Annotated in this window: 5 protein-coding genes; 2 read left to right on the top strand and 3 right to left on the bottom strand. The window is 70.5% G+C overall.

The window, feature by feature from the left end:
- Nucleotides 1-50: 50 nt before the first annotated feature.
- Both JAN01S_RS16020 and JAN01S_RS16025 read right to left on the bottom strand, forming a co-directional pair.
- On the bottom strand, nucleotides 51-848 hold the full coding sequence (locus JAN01S_RS16020; RefSeq protein ID WP_068319767.1) for an ABC transporter permease: 798 nt from the start codon (nucleotides 846-848) through the stop codon (nucleotides 51-53).
- Nucleotides 848-1,852: an ABC transporter ATP-binding protein gene (locus JAN01S_RS16025; RefSeq protein ID WP_244884870.1), complete on the bottom strand. Its 1,005-nt coding sequence runs from the start codon at nucleotides 1,850-1,852 to the stop codon at nucleotides 848-850. The genes JAN01S_RS16020 and JAN01S_RS16025 overlap by 1 nt, the downstream gene beginning before the upstream one ends.
- Before the next feature lie 190 nt (nucleotides 1,853-2,042).
- On the opposite strand from JAN01S_RS16025, the gene JAN01S_RS16030 reads away from it, so the two are divergent.
- Together JAN01S_RS16030 and JAN01S_RS16035 are read left to right on the top strand one after the other, a co-directional pair.
- On the top strand, nucleotides 2,043-3,392 hold the full coding sequence (locus tag JAN01S_RS16030) for a hemolysin family protein (protein WP_068319771.1): 1,350 nt from the start codon (nucleotides 2,043-2,045) through the stop codon (nucleotides 3,390-3,392).
- Nucleotides 3,389-4,420, top strand: a complete 1,032-nt coding sequence (locus JAN01S_RS16035; protein WP_068319773.1) for a hemolysin family protein — start codon at nucleotides 3,389-3,391, stop codon at nucleotides 4,418-4,420. The genes JAN01S_RS16030 and JAN01S_RS16035 overlap by 4 nt, the downstream gene beginning before the upstream one ends.
- A 141-nt stretch (nucleotides 4,421-4,561) precedes the next feature.
- Here the strand turns inward: JAN01S_RS16035 and JAN01S_RS17255 are convergent.
- Nucleotides 4,562-4,927: hypothetical protein (locus JAN01S_RS17255; protein ID WP_169797255.1), on the bottom strand; the 366-nt coding region annotated here is incomplete at its 5' end.

Below are 4,927 nucleotides of genomic sequence, written 5' to 3' on the forward strand. Positions count from 1 at the left end.
CCCCCCCCCTTCGCTCGGAGGACGGTCCCGTGGTCACGACGCGGGGTGGGTCAGCTGATGTCCTTGCGCACCGTGAGCATCGTGCCGATGCCGGCGAGGACCGCGGCGTAGGCCGCGAGGACGAGGGCGCCTGCCCACCACTCGAGCTGGTCCATCTGTCCCATCGACGTGTCCACGCCGCTGACGATCGCCTGGGTGGCGGACGAGGGGAAGAACTTGGCCACGTCGGCGCCCCAGTCGAGGAAGCTCAGGGCGAGCCCCGCGACCGGCTCGACGATCCACGCGACGCCGACGGAGATCAGCAGCGCCGCCACCTGGTTGGGGATGAGGATCCCGGCCCCGAGGCCGATGAGCGCCCACAGTCCGAGCACGAGCAGGCTGAGCAGCAGGGTGCGCCCCACCTCGGCGCTGGGGAAGGCCTCGAAGCCGCGGCTCGACAGGATGAGCGCGCCGACGCCGACGGACCCGATGAGCGAGATGACGCCGTACATCGCGCCGATCGCCAGCAGCGAGATGACCTTGGCGCCCATGACTCGGGTGCGCTTCGGCGTCGCGAGGAAGGTCGAAGTGATCGTCTTGTGCCGGTACTCGCTGCCGATCTGCATGACGCCAACGGCGAGGGTGAGCAGGTAGGCGACGCTCAGACCTGCCGTGTAGACGGAGTTGGCGATCTCCGTCGGGTCGGTGCTCATCTGCTGCTCCGGCGGGACGCCGCTCTGGTCCATCGTGTAGAGGAAAGCGAAGCCCAGGGCGAAGACCGCGCTGACGAGGAAGATGGCGATCGCCATGCCCCACCACATGCGGGTGGAGAAGTACTTGCGGAATTCGGACTTGATCGCGCCCAGCATCAGCCGTTCGCCCCTTCCCGGCCCTCGATCGCGTCGGCCATGACGGGCGCGGCGGACTCGCCGGCGCCCAGGTTGCGGTTGGTGCCCTCGGTGAGGGAGAAGAAGAGCTGCTCGAGGTCCGCGGCGAGCGGCCGCAGCTCGTGGATCGGCACCCCGGCACGAAGGGCGACATCGCCCACCAGCCGTAGGTCGTCGGTCTCGGCGACGATGCCGCCGTCCTCCTGCAGGTTCGCCGGCACGTCCGCGACGCGCAGCGCCCCGATGAGCGAGTCGGCGTCGGTCGTGCGCACGAGCGAGGTCGCCGAGCCGCGCAGCTCACCGACCGTGCCCTCCTTGACGAGGCGGCCGTTGGCGATGATGACGACGTCGTCGACCGTCTGCTCGACCTCCTGCAGCAGGTGGCTGGAGATCAGGACCGTGCGCCCCTCCGACGCCAGGTGGCGCAGGAACCCGCGCAGCCAGCGGATGCCCTCGGGGTCGAGGCCGTTCGCCGGCTCGTCGAGGACGAGCAGGCGCGGGTCGCCGAGCAGTCCGGCCGCCAGGCCGAGACGCTGGCGCATGCCCATGCTGTAGCCGCCGGCGCGCTTGCGCGCGGCCGCCGGGATGCCGGTGAGCTCGAGCAGCTCGTCGACCCGGCTGTCGGGAGCGCCGATCGTCGCGGCGAGCACCCGCAGGTGGTCACGGCCCGAGCGCCCCGGGTGGAAGTTCGTCGCCTCGAGGGCCGACCCGACGACCTTCAGCGGCTGGTCGATGTCGTGATAGGTCTGCCCGTCGATCGTCGCGGTGCCCGAGGTCTGCGAGATCAGGCCGAGCAGCATCCGCAGGCTCGTCGTCTTGCCCGCGCCGTTCGGCCCGAGGAATCCGGTGATCCGTCCCGGTTCGACGTTGAAGCTGAGGTCGTCGACGGCGGTGAAGCCGCCGAACCTCTTGGTGAGGTTGCGTACTTCGACGCGCGCTCCCGTGGTGGTCAGCAAGGTCCCCTTCGTCATCGGTGTCGGCGTCATCCTCGCACCCGCTGTCGCGGCCGGTCATCCGCCTTGCGGCGTAGATCCGTCTCCACCTCGAGGGGGAGGGCCTCCCTTCGAGACGGTTGCTGCGCAACCTCCTCAGGGAGCGTGGGGACGGTTGCTGCGCAACCTCCTCAGGGAGAGTGGGGGAGGCCGTCGACGAACTCGCCGTAGAATCCCTCGGACCATGACCATCGGTCTCCTGATCCTTGCCCTCGTCCTCACCCTGGGCACCGCCCTCTTCGTGGCCGCGGAGTTCTCCCTCGTCGCCCTGGACCGCCCGACGGTCCAGCGGGCGATCGACGACGGGGACACCGCCGCGAAGCCGGTGCTGACCTCCCTTCGCACCCTCTCGACGCTGCTCTCGGCGTGCCAGATCGGCATCACCGTCACGACGCTGGCCCTCGGTTTCATCGCCAGCCCGGCCATCGGCACCCTCATCACGCCGGGACTGGAGGCCGCGGGGTTGCCCGCGTCGGCCGCCACCTCCGTCGGCAGCGGTCTGGCGCTCGTCATCGCCACCGTCTTCTCGATGATCCTCGGCGAGATGGTGCCCAAGACCCTCGCGGTGTCGGTGCCGCTGCGCACGGCCAAGGTCGTCGCCGTGCCGATGCGCGTCATTGGCGTGCTCTTCAAACCGCTGATCTTCGTGCTCAACGGCTCGGCCAACTGGGCGCTGCACCGCATGGGCGTCGAGCCGCAGGAAGAGCTCTCCGCGGCCCGCAGCCCCGCCGAGCTGGCCTCGCTCGTGCGCACCTCCGTCGAGGCGGGCACGCTCGACTCCGGCACCGGGCGCCTCGTCGCCCGCTCGCTCGGGTTCGGCGACCAGACCGCCGCCGACGTGATGACCCCGCGCAACCGGGCCAGCGCCATCGACCGCACCGCCTCCGCCGAGGACCTCGTCGCGCTCGCGCGGCGCACCGGCCACTCCCGCTTCCCCGTGACGGGGGAGGACTGGGACGACATCGACGGCGTCGTCCACGTCAAGAAGGCGATCGCCGTCCCGCACGAGCGACGCGAGTCCGTGCCGGTGTCGGCGCTGATGATCGACCCGGTCGTCGTGCCCGAGACCCTGCGCCTGGACCCGCTGCTCATCCAGCTGCGTGACTCCGGCCTGCAGATGGGTGTCGTCGTCGACGAGTACGGCGGCACCGCAGGCGTCGTCACGCTCGAGGACCTCGTCGAGGAGATCGTCGGTGAGGTCAACGACGAGCACGACCTCGCGCAGACCACCGGCCGGTCGCTCGGCGACGGCGTGTGGACCGTGCCCGGCCTGTGGCGTCCCGACGAGGTGCGCGATCGGGTCGGCGCGCCCGTGCCCGACGGCCCCGCCTACGAGACCGTCGGCGGGTGGGTCATGGCCGAGCTCGGCCGCGTCCCGGAGGTCGGCGACGTCGTCGACATCGACGGCTGGCGGGTCACCGTGGCCGACATGGACACCCGTCGTGTGGACCGGCTGCGGTTCGTCCAGCACGAGTCCGGGGGCGATGCCGCCTCGAGCGACGAGCCCGGGGCGAAGGGCGGTGAGCCGGCATGACGACCGTCCTGATCACCGTGGCGCTGCTGCTGGCCAATGCCTTCTTCGTCGGCGCCGAGTTCGCGGCGATGTCCGCCCGACGCGCGCAGCTCGAGCCGCTCGCGGACGAGGGCAACAAGCGCGCCGCCATCGCGGTCGACGCACTGCAGCACACCGGAGTCCTGCTCGCCACCTGCCAGCTCGGCATCACCATCTGCTCGGTGCTCCTCGGTGCCATCTCCGAGGCGGCGCTGCACCACGCGCTGCACCCGGTCATGGAGCGCATCGGGGTGCCCGACGCCTTCACCGACGCCACCTCGCTCGTGCTGGCGATCCTCATCGTCGTCTACCTGCACGTCGTCGTCGGCGAGATGATCCCCAAGAACCTCGCGATCGCCGGCCCCGAGCGCTCCGCGATGATGCTGGTCCCGCCGCTCATGTGGGTCATGAAGGTCGCCAAGCCGATCATCATCGGCATGGACTGGGTGTCCAAGGCCTTCGTCCGCGCGATGGGGATCGACCCCAAGGACGAGGTGTCCTCGGCCTTCACCGTCGAGGAGGTCCAGCAGATCATCCACGAGTCGCACCGCGAGGGCCTGGTCGAGACCGAGAAGTACGGCCTCGTGGGCGCGGCCCTGGAGTTCTCCGACAAGGACGCCGCCGACGTGGGCGTGCGGGTCGAGGACCTCGTCACAGTCCCGCGCGACGCCACGCCGGACGACATCGAGCGGCTCGTCGCCAAGCACGGGTACTCGCGCTACCCGACGACCGACACCAGCGGCGAGCTCGCCGGGTACCTCCACCTCAAGGACGTGCTCTACGCCGACGAGACCGAGCGCGACCAGCCGGTCCCGCGCAAGCGGCTGCGCCGCATGGCGACCGTGCGCCCCGACGACGAGGTGGAGGACGTGCTGGCGACCATGCAGCGCACCGGCACCCACCTGGCCCGCGTCGTCGACACCGACGGCACCGTCCGCGGGGTCGTCTTCCTCGAGGACGTCATCGAGGAGCTCGTTGGTGAGGTGACGGACTCCACGCAGCGGGGCTGACCCCCCTTCGTCCCACCAACCGCGCATTTCCCCGGGGAAATGCGCGCGGAAGGGCCCCGACAACGCGCATTTCCCCGGGGAAGTGCGCAGCGCCCCGGACCACGAGGTCCGCGGCGCTGCGTCGTGCGGGGGGAGCGAAGCTCACTCGAAGGTGCTGAGCCGGCCGCCGAGGTAGGTGCTCTGGAAGGTCGTGGCCGTGGTCGTCGCGGTGTCACCGCAGGACGCGATGATCTCGCCGCCCAGCAGGCCGGTGCTCCACCACTCGACGATGTAGTTGATCTCGTAGGAGACGAGGTGGTGGTTCTCGTCCCAGTCCGGGTCGAAGTCGGGGTCGGAGCCGGGCCCGTTGTAGGCGAAGGAGTTGAAGATGACGCTGGTCCCCATGGCGACCGGGACGCTCAGCAGGTAACGGGTGTTGGTGTCGGTGGCGATCTCGCTGACGTGGGTGTTGCCGGCGTTGTCGGTCGCGGTGATCGCGGTCGGCTGGCGGCCTCGCACCTCGATCAA

Source organism: Janibacter anophelis NBRC 107843, assembly GCF_001570945.1.
GTDB lineage: Bacteria > Actinomycetota > Actinomycetes > Actinomycetales > Dermatophilaceae > Janibacter > Janibacter anophelis.

Excerpts from the sequence above, each read along its gene's own strand:
- JAN01S_RS16020 (WP_068319767.1), bottom strand. The coding sequence starts at position 848 with ATGCTGGGCGCGATCAAGTCCGAATTCCGCAAGTACTTCTCCACCCGC.
- JAN01S_RS16025 (WP_244884870.1), bottom strand. The coding sequence starts at position 1,852 with ATGACGCCGACACCGATGACGAAGGGGACCTTGCTGACCACCACGGGA.
- JAN01S_RS16030 (WP_068319771.1), top strand. The coding sequence starts at position 2,043 with ATGACCATCGGTCTCCTGATCCTTGCCCTCGTCCTCACCCTGGGCACC.
- JAN01S_RS16035 (WP_068319773.1), top strand. The coding sequence starts at position 3,389 with ATGACGACCGTCCTGATCACCGTGGCGCTGCTGCTGGCCAATGCCTTC.